The organism is Amycolatopsis sp. NPDC051102, from assembly GCF_040682815.1.
Lineage (GTDB): Bacteria > Actinomycetota > Actinomycetes > Mycobacteriales > Pseudonocardiaceae > Amycolatopsis.
Window position 1 is genome coordinate 66262 of sequence record NZ_JBFBBT010000001.1, and the last position, 19970, is coordinate 86231.

The 19970-nt window shown below is 70.3% G+C and carries 14 protein-coding genes and 1 pseudogene; 8 read left to right on the top strand and 7 right to left on the bottom strand.

What is annotated here, in order from left to right; all coding sequences use genetic code 11:
• The first annotated feature begins 80 nt into the window (after nucleotides 1-80).
• Nucleotides 81-437 carry a LuxR C-terminal-related transcriptional regulator gene (locus AB0M93_RS00205; protein WP_364266240.1) on the top strand — a complete coding sequence of 119 codons (357 nt, stop codon included), beginning with the start codon at nucleotides 81-83 and terminating at the stop codon, nucleotides 435-437.
• 11 nt (nucleotides 438-448) lie between these two features.
• Here the strand turns inward: AB0M93_RS00205 and AB0M93_RS00210 are convergent, their stop codons facing one another.
• From AB0M93_RS00210 to AB0M93_RS00220, 3 genes are read right to left on the bottom strand one after another with little or no spacing between them, the layout of a single operon-like run.
• Nucleotides 449-1885: an AarF/ABC1/UbiB kinase family protein gene (locus AB0M93_RS00210; protein ID WP_364268885.1), complete on the bottom strand. Its 1437-nt coding sequence runs from the start codon at nucleotides 1883-1885 to the stop codon at nucleotides 449-451.
• 43 nt (nucleotides 1886-1928) lie between these two features.
• On the bottom strand, nucleotides 1929-2297 hold the full coding sequence (locus AB0M93_RS00215; protein WP_364266243.1) for a hypothetical protein: 369 nt from the start codon (nucleotides 2295-2297) through the stop codon (nucleotides 1929-1931).
• A gap of 37 nt (nucleotides 2298-2334) precedes the next feature.
• Nucleotides 2335-2616, bottom strand: coding sequence for a hypothetical protein (locus AB0M93_RS00220; RefSeq protein ID WP_364266246.1), 282 nt, complete (start codon nucleotides 2614-2616; stop codon nucleotides 2335-2337).
• A 379-nt stretch (nucleotides 2617-2995) separates the two neighbouring features.
• Here AB0M93_RS00220 and AB0M93_RS00225 point away from each other — a divergent pair, with 379 nt between their 5' ends.
• From AB0M93_RS00225 to AB0M93_RS00245, 5 genes are all read left to right on the top strand, one after another.
• A complete protein-coding gene (locus AB0M93_RS00225; RefSeq protein WP_364266249.1) occupies nucleotides 2996-4492 on the top strand; it encodes a wax ester/triacylglycerol synthase domain-containing protein in 1497 nt (498 codons plus the stop codon).
• A gap of 34 nt (nucleotides 4493-4526) precedes the next feature.
• Nucleotides 4527-5030 (top strand): LuxR C-terminal-related transcriptional regulator, encoded by a 504-nt coding sequence (locus AB0M93_RS00230; protein WP_364266252.1) that lies wholly within the window; start codon nucleotides 4527-4529, stop codon nucleotides 5028-5030.
• A 107-nt stretch (nucleotides 5031-5137) separates the two neighbouring features.
• The gene (locus tag AB0M93_RS00235) at nucleotides 5138-6553 is read left to right on the top strand and encodes an acyltransferase domain-containing protein (protein WP_364266255.1); all 1416 of its coding nucleotides are present in this window, start codon (nucleotides 5138-5140) and stop codon (nucleotides 6551-6553) included.
• A 26-nt stretch (nucleotides 6554-6579) separates the two neighbouring features.
• Nucleotides 6580-12375, top strand: coding sequence for an SDR family oxidoreductase (locus tag AB0M93_RS00240; protein ID WP_364266258.1), 5796 nt, complete (start codon nucleotides 6580-6582; stop codon nucleotides 12373-12375).
• A 29-nt stretch (nucleotides 12376-12404) separates the two neighbouring features.
• Nucleotides 12405-13178 carry an SDR family NAD(P)-dependent oxidoreductase gene (locus AB0M93_RS00245; protein WP_364266261.1) on the top strand — a complete coding sequence of 258 codons (774 nt, stop codon included), beginning with the start codon at nucleotides 12405-12407 and terminating at the stop codon, nucleotides 13176-13178.
• A 1040-nt stretch (nucleotides 13179-14218) separates the two neighbouring features.
• Here the strand turns inward: AB0M93_RS00245 and AB0M93_RS00250 are convergent.
• Entirely contained in the window at nucleotides 14219-14533 is a 315-nt protein-coding gene (locus AB0M93_RS00250; protein WP_364266264.1) for a hypothetical protein, read from the bottom strand.
• A gap of 735 nt (nucleotides 14534-15268) precedes the next feature.
• Here AB0M93_RS00250 and AB0M93_RS00255 point away from each other — a divergent pair.
• Nucleotides 15269-15877, top strand: coding sequence for a DUF6230 family protein (locus tag AB0M93_RS00255; RefSeq protein ID WP_364266267.1), 609 nt, complete (start codon nucleotides 15269-15271; stop codon nucleotides 15875-15877).
• A gap of 24 nt (nucleotides 15878-15901) precedes the next feature.
• Nucleotides 15902-16807, top strand: coding sequence for a DUF6114 domain-containing protein (locus tag AB0M93_RS00260; RefSeq protein ID WP_364266270.1), 906 nt, complete (start codon nucleotides 15902-15904; stop codon nucleotides 16805-16807).
• 130 nt (nucleotides 16808-16937) lie between these two features.
• Here the strand turns inward: AB0M93_RS00260 and AB0M93_RS00265 are convergent.
• From AB0M93_RS00265 to AB0M93_RS00275, 3 genes and pseudogenes are all read right to left on the bottom strand, one after another.
• A pseudogene (locus AB0M93_RS00265) lies at nucleotides 16938-17748 on the bottom strand (IS630 family transposase); the annotation flags it as partial.
• Nucleotides 17749-17915: 167 nt separating this feature from the next.
• Nucleotides 17916-18593, bottom strand: a complete 678-nt coding sequence (locus AB0M93_RS00270) for a hypothetical protein (protein ID WP_364266273.1) — start codon at nucleotides 18591-18593, stop codon at nucleotides 17916-17918.
• A gap of 17 nt (nucleotides 18594-18610) precedes the next feature.
• Nucleotides 18611-19756 carry an amidohydrolase family protein gene (locus tag AB0M93_RS00275; protein ID WP_364266276.1) on the bottom strand — a complete coding sequence of 382 codons (1146 nt, stop codon included), beginning with the start codon at nucleotides 19754-19756 and terminating at the stop codon, nucleotides 18611-18613.
• Between the last annotated feature and the right edge of the window lie 214 nt (nucleotides 19757-19970).

Below are 19970 nucleotides of genomic sequence, written 5' to 3' on the forward strand. Positions count from 1 at the left end.
TTGTCTCCCCTGGATGATCGCTAGTTTGTTACTGTCATGGCGCCGCAACTACTTGTGAGTGAAGTGCAGAGGAGTCGCCGGTGTGCCGAGGAACATCCGAAGCTGAGACCGGCGAAGATCTTGCACTGGACGAGTTGATCCGACTTGCGCGCAGGCACCAGGACATCGCGCACGCGTTTCTGAGCCGGGCGGAGAAGATGTGCCGTGAGGCCTCGATCGCCAACTCGGCCGAAGACGATTCCTATTCTCGGTGGAATTTCACCGGGCGTGAGGACGAAGTTGCGCAGCTGCTCGTCGAGGGACTCTCCAACCGCAGGATCGCCCGCGCGCTGGGCATCTCGGAACGCACGGTGAAGAACCACCTGCACTCCATCTTCTACAAGCTCCATGTGGGCGACCGCACCCAGGCGGTGATCAGGCTCATGCGCCGCGCCTGACCCACCGGCCGTCACCGCTTCAACCGCTGCCACAGCCAGGCGCCGGCCACCCCCGTCAGCGTGCCGTAGAACAGCTTGCTGGCCGTCAGTTCCTGGCTCCCGGTGTTCTTCGAGTCCACCGGGATCTGCAAATCACGGTTGGACAGGTCCCGCAGGATCCCGCGCGCGTGGTTGTAGCTGCCGTTCGCGGCCAGCAGCAGCTCCACGACACCGCGGGCCAGATGGCCCTCCGAGAGCGTCTCGCAGGTCATGTCGACCACGATGTCGGCCAGCTCCGCCCGCAGCACTTCGGCGGCCGACAGCTCGGGCGCCAGGCAGCGGATGGACCCCTCCATGTTGGCGAAAGACTTCCCCAGCATCGGAACCACCGGACTGATCTTGATGCCCCGCTTGGTCGAGTGGCGCAGAACCGTGGTCAGCGTCATACCGAAGTTGAGCTCCTCCAACGACGCCGTCGCCGCCTTGGGCACGAGGGCGGCGACGTCGCCGGTGAACCCGCTGATGTCCGCCCACTGCGTCGGCTTGCCCATCTCCACCCAGGCCCTCGCCGCGCCGTCCCCGTCGTTCTGCACGATGTTGATCAGCGTCAGGGCGAGCTTGAGGCTCATCGGGCGGTCCAGCCTGCCGACCATGCCCCAGTCGATCAGGAAAGCCCCCCGGCCGGGTTCGACGAAAATGTTGCCGGGGTGGGGATCGGCGTGGAACAGCCGGCCGACGAAGTAGCTGCGGTACATGAACGCCAGCAGGTCGTGGGCCACGGCCATGCGCTCGTCCTCGGGCAGCTCCTCACGGGGGACGTCGCGGATGGACCGGCCCCCAGCCAGGTCCTGCACCAAGACCCGGGGCGTCGCCACCAGGACCTCGGGCACGGTGAGGAAGTCGAACTCCGCGGCCTGCTCCCGGCCCAGCTCCATGTGCCTGGCCTCGGTGGTGAAGTCCAGTTCGTCGCCCACCGATTCGAAGATCAGGTCCAGCATGGCGTGGATGTCGACCACGGTGTCGAACTTGGGCCGGGTGGTGGACAGCAGCCGGCCGGCGTTGCGCAGCACCGCCATGTCCGTGCGCACGATCGAGCGGATACCGGGGCGCTGGACCTTCAGCGCGCCGGTCCTGCCGTCGGCCAGCCGCACCCGGTACACCTGGGCCAGTGACGCTGACCCGAGCGGGTGCTCGGTATCGATGTGGCGGAAGCAGCGCCGCCACCCGCGGCCCAGTTCCGCCTCCAGAACCGGCTCGAAGTCCGAGAACGGCGCGGCAGGCACCCGGTCGTGCAGCTTGCCGAGTTCCTCGATGGTGGCCGCGGAGACGAAGTCCGGCCGGGTGGACAGCATTTGGCCGACCTTGATGTAGAGCGGCCCCAGCCGCTCGAACGCAGCCCGGATCGCCCGTGCCCGTTCGCGACGGCGCTGCTCGGGTTCGCCCCCGCGCGAACTCGCCACCTCGCGCACGGCCAAGCGCGTGAGCGTGGCCGCGAGCAAGCGCACCCTCCCCTCAGCCACAGTCGGCCGTCCCGGTGGGCACGTCCACCGGGTGCAGTGGCACCACGGTGTCCCTGGACTGCGCGACTGGGCCGTGCCTCGTCGGTGGGCGTGGGGTCAGCAGTGCCAGCAGCCCCGAAGCGGGCAAGCCGGCGTGCTGCCCTGCCATGGCGTCGTCGAGCATCTGGACCAACACCTCCACGGTGCAGTCGGCGCCGTTGCGGCGGTAGGCGCGGAAGCGGCGACCCGCTTTGACGTCGTCGAGCAACTCGGCGACGTCGACCACCCGGTTCGCCTCGATGTCGAAGAGCGTGCCGTTCGGTTGGCGCTGCAGCGCGCGCCGCTTCCGCGTTCGGGCGCCGGCGGACCGATCCCGAGTCATGACGGCCCTGGTACGCGTGCCGCCCGGCGCCCGCTCGTCACCTGCTCTTCGCCGGCTGGTTGGGGGTGGTTTCGGCCGAGCTCAGCTTCCGCACCGTCTTGGACAGGTCTTCCAGCTGCTCACGCAGGTCCGCGAGGTCGTCGGCCGTGTCCGTCTCGCCGTCCGGACGCAGCACGCGGCGGGCGGTCCGGCGGCTGTCGTCGTCGACCTCACGGCCGCGGTCGAGCACGTCGTCCACGAAGTCCTTGGTGTCGTCGACGATGTTGCCCAGGTAGTCGAACAACCCGGTGCGCTTGCGGCTGGTCCTGCTCGTGGTCATGCTCGATCTCCTCGCGTGGTGGTGTCCGGGCAGATTCGGTGACGTCCGGTTTCTCGGCGGACTCGCCGTGCGACGTGGGACCGTCCGGGCCCTGGCGGCACGGGTCGAAAACGACTGCAAGCAGCCACGTCCAGTGTCGCGGTGATGGCAAGGGTTGGCCAATGGGCTTCTCGAACTAGTACCAATGTCGCGGGTGAACCGGTTCCCCTTCAACACGTTCAACAATGCAGGCGGGAATGGCCATTGCGCGGCCGTTTCTTCCGCGTAGCTTGAGACCTCGGAGGAGCTCGACCGGGAATGGGTGGCGGCCACGTCGAGTCGAGTCCGATGTGGCGTTTCGCCGGTGTGTCCACCCACGACACCGAAAGCGGGTACAACCATGAACTCGAGTCCGTTCCGGCACCTCTCGAACGCGGTGTCCTGGGGTGCGGTGCGGGAGATGAACCCGGTGGAGACCATGTTCTGGCGGGTCGACACCAGCGCTGGGGTCGAGGCCAATCTGGTCGGCCTCCTGCTGCTGGACCGTGCGCCCGACTGGGAGCGCCTCGTGGGCCGGCACCAGTGGGTGAGCAGGGTCGCCCCGCTGCTGCGGAAGCGGCCCGTGGAGCCGCCCCTGCGGTGGGGACGGCCTTTCTGGGGCGATGATCCGGCGTTCGATGTGACCAACCACCTGAGCCGGGTCCGGCTGCCCGCACCCGGCTCGCACAGGCAATTGCTCGACTTCGCCCAAGCGCTGAGCATGTCGCCCTTCAGCCCCGCGCGACCGCTGTGGGAAGCCGTGCTGGTCGAGGGGGTCGACGGGCACGGCGCGGCGTACCTGCTCAAGATCCACCACAGCCTCACGGACGGGACGGGCGCGTCCCAGCTGGTGTACCTGCTGGTCGATGACGAGGCCGAACCGGCCGAGGAGAAACTGCTGCCGCCGGTGGCCGCGACCCGGCGATCCGGCAACCGTCTCCTGCTCGCCGCCGGACGATTCGCGGGGATTTTCGGTCGTCTGCTGCGGGCTTCGTGGAAGGTCCGGCTCGCTGCCGCGCCCGCCGTGACCAGCGCTCAGCGCAACGGTGCCGTCCGCCGGCCGAGACGCCTGCCGCACGCGGCGGAGCTGCTCGCGATGGCGAAGTCGTTCGCCCACGCCACCGTGCTCCCGTCGGCACCGCCGGCACCACTGCTGGCGGGACGCAGCCGTTACGCCCGCTTCGACGTGCTGGACATCCCGTTCGACGCGCTGAGGGCGGCCGGCAAAGCCGCCGGCGGCACTTTCAACGACGCCTACCTCGCCGGTGTGGCAGGTGCGTTCGACCGCTACCACCAGCGCTTCGGCCTGGCACTCAAGGTGCTGCCCGCCCTGCTGCCCATCAGCGTGCGCCGGCCCGGCGCGGTCCCCGGCGGCAATCACCTGGCCAGCACCCGCCTGGTGCTCCCGGTCGGTGGCCACACGCCCGCCGAGCGGGTGCGGCTGGTCCACGACGCCGTCACCGCCGTGCGCGAGGGGCCCACGCTGCACGCGCTCAGCCTCCTCTCCCGCCCGCTCACCCCCCTGCCGCCGTCGTTGGTGGGCCGCGTCGCCAAAGAGATGTTCCGCGACAACGACCTGCTGGCCAGCAATTTCGCGGGCATTCCCCAGATGGTGCACCTGGCGGGGGCCAAGGTGGTCGCGATCCACCCGTACGCACCGCTGCTCCGCGGCGCGGTGAGCGTCGCGCTGGTCTCCTACCTGGACCGGGCGCAGATGGGCGTCAACCTGGACACCGGTGCGATCACCGAACCCGAGGCCTTCCTGCGCTGCCTGCGCGAGAGCTTCGACGAGGTCCTCGGGCTCGCCTCCGCACCGGAACCGGCGCGCGCGGAACCCATGCCACAGCGCGGTCGCTGAACACCATCCCGCCGACCATTCCGAGGAGACCTCAGTGACGACAACCGGCGCCCACGTACTCACCCTGCCGACTAGAGGCCCGGGACGAAGCCAGGACGACGACACCACCGATCTGGTCGAGCAGGCCCTCCGCTCCGTCCGGCAAGCTGTGGACTCATTGATGCTGGCCAGCCGGATGCTGTCCGAACGGGTCGGTTCCCGCACCGATGCCGACGGACCGAAGGCGCCGGCGGGGACATCCGACGGTGACGGATCCGGCGAACCCCGGCTGAGCAAGCAGGAGAAAAGGGTGCTCACGCTGGTGACGGCCGGGTTGTCCAACCGGAAGATCGCGGAGCGGCTGGACATCTCCGACAAGACCGCCAAGAACTACGTGCACACCGTTCTGCTCAAACTCGGCGCCGCCACCAGGACGGAGGCCGCGTTCACCGCCCTGTGCCAACGCCTCGTCGACCCGGAGGAATGCCATCGCGCCCGGACACTCGCCTCGGACGCGGCGACCCGGCTCCCCGCCTCCTTGACCCCACCGACGCACTGATCGGCGGAAGACGTGGACGCCACCGCGTTGGAGCAGGGCGCAATTCCCTCCCAGCGGCCCCGGCGCCCCGCGACCGGAAACCACCCCGAATCTCCCCTAGGACACCGATGACAGCACGCAATGCCTTCCTCTTCCCTGGCCAGGGCAGCTACTTGCCCGGGGTGTTTCGCGACCTGGCCGACCGCCACCCGCTGGTCGACGCGACCCTGGCCGCCGTCGACGACGTAGCCGCCGAGCTGGGGCGCGAGCCGGTCTCCCCGATGCTCATCGATGCGGGGTCGCCGACGTTGCAGGACCTGGTGGACCACGACCCGCCCGCCCTGCACCTGGCGATCTTCGCCGCCTCGGTGACCGCCTTCCGCGTGCTGGTCGAGGACTGCGGCGTGCGACCGGACATCCTGCTGGGACACAGCTTCGGCGAACTGGTGGCGCTGACCGCTGCCGGGGCCTTCTCCCTGGAGAACGGTGCCCGCCTGGTGGGCCGGCGGGACGAGGCGCTGCAACGGTCCAGCGCGCCACCCGGTGGCCTCGTGGCCGTGAACTGCGGTGCGCGCCGCGCACAGCACCTGCTGGACGCGTTGGACGAGTGGAGCCTGGCCGTCGCCGCGGACAACAGCCCCGACCAGGTCGTCGTGTCGGGACCGGACACCGACCTTCAGCGGCTGCAGGAGGTCGCCGAGGTCCTCGGCATCACCGCGACGCGCCTGCGCATCCCCTATCCCTTCCACAACCGTCTCATGGCGGACGCGGCGGAGGACTTCGGCGCACGGGTGGCCGACGTGCCCAAGCGCCCACCGCGCCTGCGCGTCTACTCGTCGCTGCTGGGCCGGTATGTCGAGGACATCGCAGACGTGGAGCGAGTGGTCAGCGGCCACCTGGTCCTGCGTGTGCGGTTCCTCGATGCGGTGCGCGCGGTCCACGCGGACGGGGCTCGGCGCTTCGTGGAGTCCGGCCCGAAGGGCGTACTGGCGGACCTGGTAGCAGCCGTCGTCCCCGGCGTGACGACCACGGCGCCGTTCCGCAAGCGCACGGACACGCGGTCGTTGCAGTCCGATGTGGAGGAACTGGCGCCGCAACGGAGCAACGGCCGATCAGCGACCCGCTCGGCGTACGCGCCCGCCACCCCGGTGCGAGCGCCGCGGCACACCGCCGCCGCGGATGACGTCACACCTACCCCGCTGCGGATCCCCGTGTTCCGCCAACGCCCGGAGCCCGAGACCCCCACCGCGGTGAACGGCCACGGGGGCGACGACCGCGACGCCGTGTTCGAGACGGTGCGGGAGCTGTACGCCGATCTGCTGGGATACCCCCCGGACGCGCTCGAACCGGACGCCGACCTGGAAGCGGACCTCGGCATCGACTCGATCAAGCAGACCGAGGCGTTCGCACGGGCTTCGGAGCGCCTCGACCTGCCCACCTCGGAGGCGAAGGTGCGCCTGACCAACTACACGACCCTGGACGCCGTCGTCGACCTTCTCCTGGACCTGCGCGAAGGACGGCGACCGGTGGAGGCGCACAGGTGAGCCGGTCACCGGGAAAGGCGGACGCGATGCCGAACGAATTCGCGGGCAAAGTGGTCCTCGTCACCGGCGGCGGCAAGGGGGTGGGCCGGGCGATCGCGCAAGAGTTCGCTTCCCTCGGCGCCCACGTCGTCGTCAACTACTTCCACTCCGTGCAGATGGCCCGGCGCACCGCGGCGGAGATCGCTGAGGCGGGCGGGTCGAGCGACCTGATCCGGGCCAGCGTCGCCAAGGCGGACGATGTCGCGGCGATGTTCGCGACCGTGCGCGAGCGCGCCGGCCGGTTGGACGTGTTGGTCAACAACGCGGCACGCGGAGTGCTGGCGTCCGCCGAATCCCTCACCGACGCGGAGTGGCTGAAGGTCTTCGACGTCAACGTGCACGGTGCGCGGCGCTGCGCGCGGGCTGCCCTGCCGCTGCTGGCCGAGACCGGTGGGTCGGTGGTCAACGTCTCGTCCATCGGGGCGGGGATGGTGATAGACAACTACGCCGTGGTCGGCGTCGGAAAGGCTGCGCTGGAGGCGCTGAGCCGCTACCTCGCCGTCGAGTTCGCGCCGCACGGCGTGCGGGTGAACGTCGCCTCGGCCGGTCTGCTCGACAATCCGACCGCCGACCTGTTCCCCGGCAGCGCCGCGCTGCGTGAGACCTGTGCCGCGAGCGCCCCCCTGGGACGGCTGGGGACGGAAGAGGAACTGGCGCGCCTGGTCACGGCACTGGCTTCCCCGCGCTTGTCCTGGGTCACCGGGCAGAGCGTGCTGGCCGACGGCGGGTTGACCCTCGGGCACGCCATGCTGCGGCCCAACACCCCGGCCGGGGCGCCATCGGAGCCCCCGGCGACCCGGCCGGTCACCTCGGTCCCCGGACCGCGACCGGCCCTGCGGGCAGACGTGCCACGAGCGCGTACCGCGGAGGGGCCCACCACCCCCGAGTCGGAGCCCGGCACGGCCGCGCACCCGCCCGTTCGGGTGACAGCACGCGCCGACACGCCGCGCACACGGCACACGCCCCGTCCGGTGTCGAGTGCTGCGGACCCGGATGACGGCTCGGACGTGGTGGCGGTGGTCGGCATGGGCTTGGTCCTGCCCGACGCGAACGGCCCGGAGGAGTTCTGGGAGCTGCTGCGTGGCGGTGAGCCGGTGTTCGACGAGCCGGGGGAGCGCTTCCGCCAGGATGCCTTCCTGGCGCACGAGCCGGGCGCGGAGGACCGCGCGTACACCTTACGTGGCGGCTACGTGCGCCGGCCGCGCCTCCACAAGGAGGCGAAAGCGCGGTCCTGCGCCCAGGACATCTCGGCGCAGTGGCTGCGGCACAGCCTCGCCCAGGCCTACGAGAACGTCACCCGGCGAGCCGGGGACCGCGTGGAGTGCTTCGTCGGCACCACCGTGGAGGGCAACCAGCACACGGAGGAGTCGCTGCTGGTGGAGCTCACCGCGCAGCGCCTGCTCCGCCACTGGCCAGACCCGGAGGCCGACCGTGACGCGGTGTCCGAACGTCTGCGCGCGTTGCTGCGCCGGCACTACCCGTTCGCCACCGGCAATGGGCACGACCACCTGCCTGACCGCGTCGTCGACGCCGCGATCACCGAGCTGCTCCCGCCTGGGTCGCCCTACACCACGGTGGACACCGCCTGTTCGTCGAGCCTCTACGCCGTGGACCTCGGCACGAAGGTGCTGATGTCCGGCGACTGCGAGATCGCCGTGTGCGCGGGTGTGTTCACCAACACCCCCCGCTTCTCGATCATGTTCAGCGCCCTGCGTGGGTTGAGCCCCAGCGGTGGCGTGCACGCGTTCGACCGGGCTGCCGACGGCACCTTGTTTTCCGACGGTGCAGGCGCGGTCGTGCTCAAGACTCTGCGCCGGGCGCGGGAGGACGGCGACGAAGTGCTGGCCCTGCTCGGCGGGCTCGGCACGGCGTCGGACGGCCGGGGAAAGGCCGTCTACGCCCCCAACCCGAGCGGGCAGGAACGGGCGGTCCGACGGGCCAGGCAGGTCAACGACGTGGCCGCCGAGGACGTCGACTGGGTCGTCGCGCACGGCACCGGCACGTCGGTGGGGGATCGGGTGGAGCTGGGCTCCTTGGACGCCCTCGCGCCACCGGCCGGTTACCCGTGCACGTCGAACAAGTCCCTCGTCGGGCACACGGGGTGGCCCGCCGGCGTGGTGTCGCTGATCCATGCCGTCCTCGGGCTGCGCCACGGGCTGATCCCGGCGCAGCGACCGTTGACCGACCTGTCGGAGGACCTGCGGGGCAAGCGGGTGCGCGTCCCCGTCGCGGATGTGCCGCTGCCCCGGCGGGACGACCGGAGCAGGACTGTGGGCGTGTCCGCGTTCGGGTTCGGCGGCACCGACGCCCACCTGCTCGTGCAGGACGTGCCGCCGGCCGGTCACCGGCTGCCGCGCTCGGCTCCGCGCCCGGCCCTCGACGATGTGGTACTGGTCGCGTGGAGCGCCCACCTGCCCGGCGACCCCTCGGCGGAACAGGTGCGCGCGAGGCTGGCCGCCGGAGAGCCACCGGCGCCGCTCGCCGCGTTCCCGACGCCGTACCCCGCGCCGCTGGCGCGTGAGCTGCGCATGGCCCCGCGTACGGTACGGACGGTCGACCACACGCAGCTCATGGCCCTCGCCGTGGCCATGCGGTTCGCCGAGGAGCACGGGGCGCTCTGGGAAGGTGTGGAGGAGCGCACCGGGGTGCTGGCCGCCCATACCGGTCCGGTCGGTGCGGCGGGACCCACCGCGTTGCGCTGTTACGCCGACGATCTGCGGGATCTACGTGCACTTCGCGAGGACGAGGTGTCGGCCGCAGCCTTCGCGGAGGCGCTGCGCCGCTGCCTGGACGAGGCTCGCCGGGAACGCGTGGCCACCAACGAGGACACCCTCCCCGGGATCGGGCCCAACATCATCCCGGCGCGGTTGGCCAACCGCCTGGACCTGCACGGCCCCGCTCTCACGCTTGACACGGGGGCTTCGTCGGCCCTCACCGCCGTGCGGACCGCCTCCCAGTACCTGGCCGCCGGCGAGATCGACCTGGCGCTGGTGGTGGCGGTGAACGGCAACAGCACCCCGGAGCTGGCGGCGCTGCTGGGTGAGCGGCCGGACCGCTTGGCTGAGGGCGCCTTCCTGCTGGCGCTGGCCAGGAGGCGCGACGCCGAGGCGAAGGGCTGGCCGGTGCTGTGCGCGCTGACCACCGATCCCCGGCCCGACCGGCGCCCCGTCGGCGGCACGCCCCGCGCCCGCACCTACCTCGCCGCGGACGGAGCCGTCGACTTGCTCGCCGCGCTGGCGGGCCGGCCGGAGCGGCCGGTGACGGTCACCGGTGCCTTCCCCGGCCCCGCGGTCGCCCTCCACCCGGCCACCGCGTCCGGTGACGCGTCGCCACGCGCGAGCCGGGTCGTGCCCGAACCGCCGCGCGATGCCGTCACCACGCGGTACGTCCCCCGGCTGGAACCGCTGCCGCCACTACCGGATGCCGGCAGCCCCATTCCGGCGAACTGCCTGGTCCTGACCGACGAGGCCAGTGCTCAGGCCGTCCGGGCCCCGGCCGGCGCGGCGTCCGCGACCGTCGTCGTGGTGCGCCCCGGTGACGACCCCGAGGCACTGTTGGCGCCGGTGCTCGGATCCTCCGGCCGGCAATATCGGCACCTGCGTGTCTACGCGTCCTGGCCGGTCGAGTCCGGTACCGCGGCCCTTCCTCTCTCCCTGCACGAAGCGCTGTTCCTCGCGGCGCAGCGCTGCGCCGGCGGCCTGGAACGGGGGTCGCTTGGCGTGCTCCTGGCCGAACCGATGCCACAGGGGGTGCCCGGAGCGGCCACCGGGTTGTTCACCGGCTTCGTCAAGAGCCTGAGCTGGGAGCTACCGGAGTGCGCGTGCCGCGTGCTGATCGGTGACGAGCCGGTCGCGGTGGCCTGGCGTGCGCTGGAAGCGGAGCTGGGCCACGGCGGTGGCCTGCCGCTGACCATCCGGCGGTCGGGTACCCGCTACCGGCAGCGACTGCGGCCGGCGCCGCCGAGGACCGGGCCGCTGCCGCTGCGGCCCGGTGATGTCGTGGTGGCCACCGGAGGCGCCCGCGGCATCACCGCCGCCGCGGTGGAGGGCCTGCTCGACCACCTGCCGCTGAAAGTGTGGCTGCTCGGGTCGTCGTCTGTGAAGAACGTCCCGGCGGACTTGCTGGCCGCCGCGGAGGAGGAGCTACCGCGCCTCCGTGCCCGGTTCATCGCCGAGGGCAGGAAGTCGGGGGAGGGCGCCTCGGTCGCCGAGCTCAACCGCCGGTTCCAGCGGCTGCTGCGCGCCCGGGAGAGCCTGCTGACGCTGGAACGCCTGCGGCGGCGTGGTGGACAGGACTCGGTGCACTACCTGACCTGCGACGTGACCGATCCCGCCGCGGTACGTGCGGCCGTCGACACGGTGCTGGCGCAGGACGGCGGGGTCGACCTGCTGGTCAACGGCGCCGGCATCCACCACCCCGGCGACCTGGCCCGCAAGATCCTGCCGGAGTTCCGCCGCGTCAGGGACGTCAAGCTCGACGGGTACCGGAACCTCAAGGACGCGTTCGCTGCCTCGCCACCTCGGCTGTGGTGCAACTTCGGCTCGGTCACCGGGCTGGTGGGCCTGCCCGGCGAGGTCGAGTACTCCTCGGCCAACGACTTCCTCACCGCCGCCGCACGCCACGAGCGGGTGGTGGGGGGACGCGACGAATACACCATCGCCTGGACGGTGTGGGACGAGGTCGGCCTCGGTGGCAACGCGGTCACCCAGTCCCTGTTGACGCGCGTCCAGCGGCTCAGCTCGATGAGCAAGGCCGAGGGCGTCGCGCACTTCGTCGCCGAGCTGGCCCAACCCGGTCCGCGCGAGTCCGTGGTTTCGTTCATCGGGGCCAGCGAGCGCGAATCGTTCGAACGACAGTTCCCCGGCTACTTCGCCACACCGCCGGGCGCCGCGCCGACGGGCGGGTTCCTCGGCGTGGCGGACAGCCACGACGAGCGGTCGGCCACCTGGCGGCTGGTGCTCGACGAGCGCCGGCTCGACTACCTCCGCGGGCACCTCGTCGACGGCAAACCGACCTTGCCCGGCACGATGCTGATGGGCATCGCGGTCGAGGCGGCCCAAGGCCTGCTGCCCGGCGAGCCGGTCCACGCCCTGCGGGACCTGTCCTTCTCCCAGTGGGTCCGGGCTACGGCCCGGCCGGCGGAGTACCGGGTCACCGCGGTGGTCAACCGCGGCCGGTCGGGGGTGCGACCCTCGGTGCTGGTGCGCATCACCTCCGACGTGACCGCGCCCAGCGGGCGGGTGCTCCGGCGGGACCGCGAGCATTTCCGTGCGACGGTGCTGACCGGTCCGCCGAGGCGGGTGGCGATCCCGGTACCGGGGGAGGATCTCGACCAGCCGGTCGGTTCGCCCTATTACCACCCGGAGTCCCCGGTCCTGCTGTCCGGTGGCTTCCGCACCACCAGCGAGTGGCGAGCCGGGCGCTCGGGGGCATCGGCGCTGTGGCGGCCGGACCCCGACTCGCTGCCCGACGTGTGCGCGGTGCTGACCCTGCCGACCTTGCTGCTGGACGGCCTGGCCCGCACCCATGCGCTGCGCCCGGTGGCCGAGGGCGTGCAGGAGCTGGAGGTGCCCCGCTATGTCCGCCGCGTCGAGTGGTTCACCACCGGCACCGACGTCGCCTTGGCCGGGCGCTACCCGGCGGGCGTCCGCCTGCACTGGGACGCCGCGACCGGCGTGTTCTCCGCCGTCGCCCCGGACGGGAACCCGCTCGCCGTGATCGAGGCAGTCCAGAGCGCCTTCAAAGGGCGGGTCGGAATCACCGGTGCCGCGGCCGCGACCTGAAAACGCATCAGCCGAGCGAGGAGACAAAAGTGGAACTGGACGGCAAGGTCGCCGTGGTCACCGGTGGCACGCGGGGGATCGGCAGGCGGATCGTGGAACGGTACCTCGACGAGGGCGCGTCAGTGGTGTGCGGCGGGCGCGACCGGGCCAGGGGTGAGCAAGCGCTCAAAGAGCTCGACGCGGGCGACCGCGCGTCGTTCGTCCAAGGCGACGTCACCCGCAGGCAGGATGCCGAGCGCATGGTCGACGCCGCGGTCGAGCGTTACGGCCGGCTGGACGTGCTGGTCAACAACGCGGGTGGGATGCCGGGATTCGCGATGGTCGGTGAGACCGACGACGCCCTTTGGCACGACACCCTCGCGGTCAACCTGCACGCCGTCTTCTACGCCACCCGCCGCGCGCTGGCCCACCTGGTGCCGCAGGGGTCCGGGCGGATCATCACCCTGTCCTCCATCGAAGGCAAGCAGGCCGATCCGGGGCTGGGCGCCTACGCCACGGCCAAGCACGCGGTGATCGGGCTGATGCAGGCCGTGGCTCGTGAGGTCGGCCCGCGGGGTGTCACGGCCAACTGCATCTGCCCGGGCATCGTGATGACCGACATGATCCGCGACCAGGGCCCCCTTGCCGCCCAGACCCTGGGCGTGACGTACGACCAGCTCGTCGGCGTGTTCACCGGCAAGGCGGCGACCGGTCGCGCGACGACCGTCGACGAGGTCGCCGCCGTCGCCGTCCTGCTCGCGGCCGAGGCGGGCGCCGGGATCACCGGCGCCGCCCTGCCCGTCGACGGCGGAGCGACCTCCTGAGCGCGCGGCGCCGTGCCCGGGGAGCATTCGAATTCCCCAGGCACGGCGCCTCGCGGACGATCAGCGGATCACGGTCGCCGGGAGAGCCTCGACCAGGTCCAAGCCGTAGTCGCCGCCCGGACGGCCGGGGTCCTCGAGCACCCGTCGGCGGACCCGGTGTCCCGGTTGACACGCCCGCGCAGCCGAACTCGGCCGGCGTCCGCGCCCAGCCGGCGCACACTCCGCGGACGGCCGTCTCCCCGGACGATCACCTCAGCGGGCGAGGAGTCATAGAACGGCGGACCCCGGTAGCCAGGTGGCCGTGTCCACCCGCACGGCCCGGTAGGACCAGGCCGCTGACCGAGTCCGCTGCGGTGACGCGCAGCATCCACTCGACCAGACGACGCCGTGACCGCGTCACCCGCGGAACGCCCCGGCAAGGTCGGCCCGCGCGCGGCGCGTGCGACCTTGTCGCCCACGCGCGCCGGGTGTTCGGCGGGCGGGTCGTCGATGAACACCGAACCGGCCTCCGCGCACGCGCGTGCCGACGCCGGTCCTCGGGCCGAAGCCGGGGCACCGCGTCAACGCCGGTCCTGGCGCAGGCTTGCCTCGGCGGAAGTGTCGGACGGCCGACTGGTTTATCCGGCATCCTTCGCCGGTGCCTTACCGATACGGCCGCTGTTGCTGCTGGCCGCTACCGGCACGCCAGTGCGTTCCGCTCTGCTCGGCCGAATCTCTCTCACGTGCTTTGTTCTGGCTCGGAGCGATTGTTCAGGGGCTATCGGGAAATTGTGGATCAGGTATCTCGACCGCCGGTGCGCGAACAAAGCACGCGAATCCCCTGATATTGCCTCGCTCTGGCTGGTGGCCCATCCGCCGGAAGTTTCGCCCCGCGTCCGCGGCGGCTTCCGGCCGCCAGCCCCGGCCGGAAGCCTCGCGGTTCCGACCGGGACCGCCGCCGACCGGCCCGTTCTCTGTCCTTCGGTGTCGGAAGGACGGAGAACGGGGTGACACCGAGGTCCGCGGGTTTCCGGGCCTGCTTCAGGCTGACCCCTGAGAGGTCATCCGAACCGCATCGACAAGAAGACGGCCGAGCCTTCCTGCCCGGGCGAGTAAGGGCCTTGTGCGCCTAAGGCGCAGGCGTTGCTGAGCAGGTACAGGGTCACCGGGGCGTTCGTGCGGTTGGCGTAACTCTCAGCGGGGCCGACGGGTACGGCGGGAACGGGGTAGCAGACGCCGATGATCGGGTTGTCGATGTGCTGCGATCCTCCCAGCGTGGTGAAGTAGTAGAAGGTTCCGCTTGCCTGGTAGCTTTCCGCGTGGGCGGGCGTGGTCGCAATACCGCCGCCGACGAGCGCGGTGGCGAAAAGCGTCAAAGCCAGACGATGAAAGGTTCTCAAGTCAATCCTTTCCGAAGATGACCCTCGCCGATGAAATCACGTCGGATGTCACCAGGTCGTGGGTGTGGGGTAAAAATGCGACAGATGTGCGAAAATTCACTGTACTGCCGAGTGTGCCGGCGAATCAATTGTCGCGGCACTTTCTTCTGTCTGCAATAGGCTGATCTGATGAACATTTGACGAGCGGCAAAGGATCAAATGTGGCCGTACCCGCGTTCGAGCATGGCGCGGATTTTCTGACATGGCGGTGTTCGATCATCGTTCTCCAGTACCGAAAGACAAGTTCGAACCACCGGCGCTCGTCGACGGGACCGCGCCCGCGCTGCCGAAGGGTGGCCAGTCGAGGCGGCAGGCGTTGATGGCGGGAGGTCGCGCACAGCTTCAGCGGGGCGAACGCCCGGCGCCGCCCTCGTCCGAGCACTGGCGCCCGGTCCACCTGCCAGGCGGACCCGCGCTGCGGTCGTGACCCGCAGTCTGGTCCCGCACGCGCGGCGCCGGCCATGGGTCGCTCGCACCGGGGATTCGGATTCCGGCCATTCGGTACGCCCAACGCCGGGGTCGGATGATGATGCGCCGGTGGAGCGGGAATCCTGCGCCGCCGGCGGTGGTCCGGGCCGGACCGGTCGAAATGTGAACATCGGGCAAGCCCCTTGTCCACACATCGGCTGTGGGCGAACCTCATGGTCGGATCCATCGAAGGGAGAGGACGACATGCCGCAATCGCGGGTACGTGGGAGAACTCGCCGGGCGTTGTTCGCCGGTGTGTTAGTCGGGGGGTTGGCGGGCGCGGCAATGCTGTTGGTCGGTCTGTCGCAGGGAGCGCTGGCGGCATCCTTCGCCGTTTCAGGAACAAGCTTCAAGGTCTCGGCGGACCGGTTGGCGGGAACGGGATTCGTCCAGTTCGGCAGTGTGGACAGCGGGGCCGGCGCGGCTCACCCGGTGGCTACCAGCGCTTTCCGCACGGCTGCGATGGACAACTTCTGCCAGTCGGTTTCCCTGCGCTCGCTCCCGGTGGTGGGGGATGTGACCCTGCGGATCGCTTCCGTCGGCGAGGAGGGCATGTCCGCGACGAATATCGTCCTCGGCGTGACGGAGCTCAGCGGCGACCTCACTCTGGTGAACCCGCAGATCGGCGTGGACGCCGGGCAGGTCTCGAAGGGGCCGGCCGGTGTCGTCGGCCAGCCGGGTGGATTCGCACAGCAGGCCGACCGTGCCGCCATCGCCATGCCGCGGTTGGCGGCGTGGAGTGCCACGGCCTACACCCTGCGTTTGAAGAATTCCAAGCTGACCCTCCACACCGATTCCGGCGAGTGCTACTGACACCGGCGACGTGCGGAGGACTTGATGAGCGGGGCACATGAGCGGGCACGTCGGGCCTTGCGTGACTTCGGGCACTGGCGTCGTAGCAGGCCGTTCTCCGCGGGTGCGTTCCTGTTGCTGTCCGGCGTCGTGATCATGCTTCCGCCGTACGCCACGTTCCGCTGGGGGGATGTGCTGATCTCGATCACGACAATCGGTGGCGTGTCGGCACTGCTGATCGGCGTGCTGCTCGTGATCTGCGGTCTCTCGCTGTGGCTGCGACCGCAGTTCCGGTTCGCCGCCGCCGTGACTGCGATGCTCTTGTCCCTCGTGGCCATGGCCGTGACCAACCTAGGTGGATTCCTGGTTGGCACCTTGGCGGGGGTGATCGGCGCGGCGCTGGCCCTGGCCTGGACCGACCAGCCGCGAGCACCTCGCGGCAGGCGCCGATCGATGCTCCGCGGTCTGGTGGTGCTCGGCCTCATCGCGGTCGCCGTCGACGTGATGCCCGTGGCGGCGCGGGACGACCGCACGCCCGCGCGGAGCTGGACGCTCTCGGCGAGCACCCTCCGCCTCGACGGTGTCGTCTACCACGGCATCGACCGGATCACGGTCGACGGCCGGCTGACCAGGACGATGAGGTTCACCGTGGAGCGGATCGAAGCAACCGATCCGGTGCAGGTTGGTGAGCTGGGCAACGGCCACGAGCTGGTCACGGCCGCGCGGCGCGGCGGTGTCGCCACGGCATCCGGTCGGATCGAGCTGTTCGCCATGAGGGTGACCGGGGTCGTGACCCTGCTGGGCCTCGTGGGCATTCCGGTCGACTTCACTCCCGACCATCCACCGCCTCTGGTGCCGCCGTCCGTAGTGCTGACCGATGCGACCACGGTCAACGCCCAGGCGCGTGGCGGAGCGATCGTAATACCGAACGCACGACTGACGATCCGATGAAGAAGGTGCGGACAGGGCCGCCGGGCCAAGTCCAAAATTTGCCGCACCGTGCTCGCCGATCGATCAGGCGAAGTCTCCCACGACGAGTCGATCGGCAGGCTGGGCTCATCGAGGAGCCGTCTCGCGCCTGGTGTCGTGCGTCTGAGGTTCGTTTACGGATGGCGTGAGGCAGGATCTCGTCGGCGGTCTTGGTCCAGGTGAACGGGTGGCAGCGGTTGTTCCAGCCGGCGATGAAGCCGCGGATCGCGGCGACGAGTTCTTTGACGTGGTCGAAGGATCCGCGGCGGATCGCCTGGCGCCAATGCCGCGAACAAGGTCGTGGTCCCGTCGCGTTTGTAGTCGTGGGTGGCCTTCTTCGGCAGCCCAGGGCGCAGCGGCAGCATCCGCGCGGTGCGGTTGAGTGCCTGGAACTGGGACTTCTCGTCCACGCACAGCACCAGCGCTTTCTCGGGCGGGTTCAGGTAAAGCCCGACCACGTCCCGGACCTTGCTTGGCTTCCAGTTCCGGGTCGGTGGAGAACTTGAACGTGTCCTGCCGCCACGGCTGCACGTGATAATTGCGCCAAGCCCTGGCCACGGTGGCGTCCCCCGATGCCGAGATGGCGGCCCAGCGGCCGGCTCGACCAGTGTGTCACCGCCAGCGCGTCCGGCGGCGGCTCCAGCGTCGCCGCGATGATGGAGGCGTCGTCAATGGTCTTCGGCCGCCCGGGGCGAGGCTCGTCGTCCAATCCCGCCAGACCGTGCTCGGCGAGGTCGCCACTTGATCACCGTCGGACAGGAAACTCCGACCAGCTGGGCAGTGCCCGCGGTCCCGTTCCCAGCGGCGACCGCCAGCACGATCCTGGCCCGCTCGACATGACTGGCCCGGAACCCCCGCGACCGTGCCCACGACTCCGAGACTACTCGGTCCTCGTCACTGACCACCAAACCCGACGAAGCCATGAACCATCATCGCAAACCAGAGCTGTGAACCGACTAACGACGCGCGATACTAGCACTCCGAAGGGATGATCGCGCGGTCGTTGCTCAGGTAGAGGTGTACCCGCTCAAGGCTGGAGAACACGTGTATGGGTACGCCTTCTCCGGCAGGTACGGGCGAGTCCGGGGAGTCAGGTGCCGAGGGCCACGCCAGACCAGAACGCGTCGAAAAGCGTGTGCGCTCGCTTCCGGAGGGCGGATTCCTGTCGCGCGGCCTCTTTCAGGAGGTTGCCGGTGTCGATGTGGTGCTCCCGCAGCCATTCGCCACCTAGATCGACCCAGTCGGCGAGTTCGCCGGGAGTGAGTTCGGGGTGGAATTGCACCGCCAGAACCCGACCGATGGTGTACGCCTGGGGGGCGATGGGGGTACGGGCTACGACGGTGGCGCCGCACGGCACGGTCAACAGGTCGCTGTGCCAGGTCAGCCACGGCCCCGGCGGGATCAGCGCCGGGTCCGCGGTGTCGGCGACCACGAATCCGGCCTCAGGCCGCGGGGCGGTCCGGGCCGGGGCTCTCAACGCGGCTCCCAGTGCGTGCGCGCCGTAGCAGATGGCCAGTACGGGGACGGCACCCGAAATGGCACGCTGGTACATCTCGCACTCGTGGTGCAGGCTGGCCGCGCGTTCGTCCTCCAGCACCGACCACAGTGAGCCGGTGCTGACGAGCAGGTCGAAGTCGGTGGGCTCGGGCCAGTGGTGGGGGTCCTCGCGGAAGACGGTGGTGACCGGGCCCAGTCCGTGGTGCTCGAACCGCTCAGCCAGGAACCCGAGGTTGCTGGTGGTGTGGTTGCAAAGAGCCAGTACGCCCATCCCTGTTGACCTCCTGCCTAGTACGCGAGACGGGAATAGAGACGCCGGGCGTTGCCGCCGGCGACCATCCGAGCGACGCGTTCGGCGTCGCCGGTACTCCAATCGCCCGCTCGGACGGCTTCCTCACACAGTCCGGTCATGGCCCGGCGGAAGAGCACCGCTCCCAGGTGATAGAGCTCCGGCAAGCCGTAGGCATCGGTGGAGAAGAGCACTTTGCCGAACGGGGCGAGCTCCAGTACCTCCGACAGAACCTGCTGCGCCGACGCGCCGACGTAGTTCAACGAAAGACCGACGTCCACCCACGCGTGCGGGAAGACGTGGGCGAGATAAGCCGCGTGCCGGTGGTAAGGATAGCCGTGCAGCAGCACGACCTGGGTGCCCTGGCGCTGGACCTGGCGGAGGAAGTCGGTCAGGTGTAGTGGATCCACCCGGCGCAGGTGCAGGGAGGTGTCGCCCAGCCCGGTGTGGAATTGCAACGGCAGTGCATTTTCCGCACCGTGCCGAGCGCCGGTGTAGAGCACGTGCCGTAACAACACCTCGGAACGCAACGACCCCGCCCCGGGTTGTCCCGCACTGTCCCGCAACCATTCGCCCGCGGCCGTCACCACCGCGGACGGCTCGGGCGGGCAGGCCTCGAAGTCCAGGCCCAGCCGGTAGCCGATCACCGACTTCAGTCCCACGACCTTGGAGCTCGAGCACTCGTGCGCGAGGCGGGCGGCGAAGGCGTCGGCGAACTCGGCCGCCGACACCGCGGAAGCGGCGACGGCCTCGGCCACCGCTTCCAATCGCACCACCCGCCGGGCGGGCCGGCCCGAAAGCTCCGCCATCTCGGCGACCGTGAGCAGCTCCTCGACGGGAAAGCCGTCGTCCACGCACAGGATCGCCAAGCCCGAAGCCGTCAGCAGCGCCCGGCCGGCTTCCGCACTCCCCAGTTCCAGCCGCCGCTGGAGATATTCCGCCTCCCCTGCTCGCGCGGGCAGCCCCAGCACCGGTGCGCACCAGCGGCGTACGGCGAAGCCCAGTTGGGAATCAAAGAACGACGTCCCCCGCGGTGGTGGAGAATCGGACTCGGTGAGCAACGAGCCGATCGAGTGACCATCGATCTCGCCGCGCCGAACGCCGTGGCAATGGTGATCCAGCAGTTCCACATCGTCGATCTGCATTTGTCCCCTCACCGCGCGCCGACGTTCGCTGCGGAACGACGTTAGGTCGCTGCGGTAAGCGGTGCAACGGCGAACACCCATTCGGAGCAGACGGCTTTGCGACAATCGCGAGCTGTCAGGTGAAGTGCGGCTCTGCGGCCGCAGACCCACCGGCGAGGACGGTCATCGATCAGCCGGCTGGTCAGCTGGCGGGGTGGCGAGGGTTTGCAGATGT